The organism is Collinsella aerofaciens, assembly GCF_015560135.1.
GTDB classification, from domain to species: Bacteria; Actinomycetota; Coriobacteriia; order Coriobacteriales; family Coriobacteriaceae; genus Collinsella; species Collinsella aerofaciens_AN.
Genome location: NZ_JADMRH010000046.1, coordinates 1 through 1,742, shown reverse-complemented (window position 1 = coordinate 1,742; position 1,742 = coordinate 1). Strand labels below are relative to the sequence as shown.

At 57.3% G+C, this 1,742-nt stretch carries 1 protein-coding gene; it reads left to right on the top strand.

Annotated features, from left to right (window positions below; all coding sequences use genetic code 11):
* Positions 1–450 precede the first annotated feature (450 nt).
* Positions 451–1,482 carry a 3-deoxy-7-phosphoheptulonate synthase gene (locus I2H19_RS09825; protein WP_006234851.1) on the top strand — a complete coding sequence of 344 codons (1,032 nt, stop codon included), beginning with the start codon at positions 451–453 and terminating at the stop codon, positions 1,480–1,482.
* The last annotated feature ends 260 nt before the right edge of the window (positions 1,483–1,742 follow it).

The following is a 1,742-nucleotide window of genomic DNA, read 5'->3' as shown; positions in this document are numbered from 1 at the left end:
GCCTCAAGAAGGAGTAACATCGGGACTTGCAGCGACGGACCTCAGGACGCCCTTACACCACGTCTGCGCGCGCGACCTCTATACGCCTTCAAATTAATCAAAACGCCCGTTAGTATGCTTCTGTGTGCCAACGTTAATGAACATATTTGCTGTTGTGCCTATTATCTTGTAAGCTCGATATGAGACTACGCCAGCAACAGTACTCATATTTGCCATTTTTTGCCCACGGGGTATGCCGCAGAAGACCCAACTTGCTCCAGCGTGCCGTACGCCGACCCCCCCCTTCCGGCGAGTGCCGACATTTTCCCAGATAAAACCGACCAAAATAAACCTGTCCCTTTTTGGTAGGTTTCGGGGTGACAAGGGCTTGCACTTTAGCGTGCGACAGCGGATAATGCCGAGCATTCGACAATACGCTTATTGCTCTTTCCATAGATTGAGGAGGCCCCTATGGCCATGGAATTCAAACGCAGGCTGCCGATCCCCATGGAGATCCGCGAGGAAATGCCGCTTTCTGCCGAGCTTACCGCCAAAAAGCAGGCATTTGACGCCGAGGTCGCCAAAGTCTTTACCGGCGAGGACGCACGTAAGGTGCTCATCATCGGCCCGTGCTCTGCCGACCGCGAGGATTCGGTGCTTGAGTACATGAACCGACTGGCCAAGACCGCCGAGGAGGTCAAGGACAAGCTCATCATCATTCCGCGCGTCTACACCAACAAGCCGCGCACCAAGGGCACCGGCTACAAGGGCCTGCTGCACAACCCCAACCCCGAGGCTCCCGACGATCTGCTCGAGGGCGTCAAGGCCATCCGCCATATGCACCTGCGCGTTATTGAGGAAACGGGCTTCTTCACCGCCGACGAGATGCTCTATCCGTCCAACTACCAGTACCTCGTTGACCTGCTGAGTTATGTTGCCGTGGGCGCACGCTCGGTCGAGAACCAGGAGCATCGCCTGGTGTCGAGCGGCATTTCGGTACCCGTTGGCATGAAGAATCCCACTGCCGGCTCTACCACCGTTATGCTCAACTCCATTTACGCCGCCCAGGCGCACCAGAGCTTCATCTTCCGCAACTGGGAGGTCGAGTGCGACGGCAATCCGCTCGCGCACGCCGTTATGCGTGGCTACATCGGTCTCGATGGGCGCACCTACCCCAACTACCACTACGAACACCTGGAACGTCTGGCTGAGCGCTATACCGAGCACGCCGGCTATGCCAATCCGGCGGCGGTCATCGACTGCAACCACGACAACTCGGGCAAGCGTCCGCTGGAGCAGTATCGCATTTGCAAGGAGGTACTCGACAGCTGCCGCCGCAACGAGTCCATCTCCAAGCTGGTCAAGGGCTTTATGATCGAGTCCTACCTGGAGGATGGCAACCAGCCGGTCGACGGCGGTGTCTTTGGCAAGTCGATCACCGACCCGTGCCTGGGCTGGGAAAAGACCGACTACCTCATCCACGAGATCGCGGAACGTATTTAGTTACGCGGGCCGCATTTGGACAATCTGACGTTCAACTTCAAGGGCGCGACCAGAAGGTCAGCGCCCTTTCGTTTCACGTCACCTTGTCTCAAATGCGGCCCGCTCGCTGTCCGTCCTCTACCTGCGGCGTTGTCTTACTCCGGATGCGGCAGTTAGGGACGTTCCTTTTAATATGAGCAGGATATTGTCAAGAGGCAAAATCGGGCCTGGCCCCAACGATATGGGGTCAGGCCCTCTCCCTATATCAACCCGTCCGCGGC

Coding starts and splice junctions, on each gene's coding strand:
- I2H19_RS09825 (WP_006234851.1), top strand. CDS start 451: ATGGCCATGGAATTCAAACGCAGGCTGCCGATCCCCATGGAGATCCGC.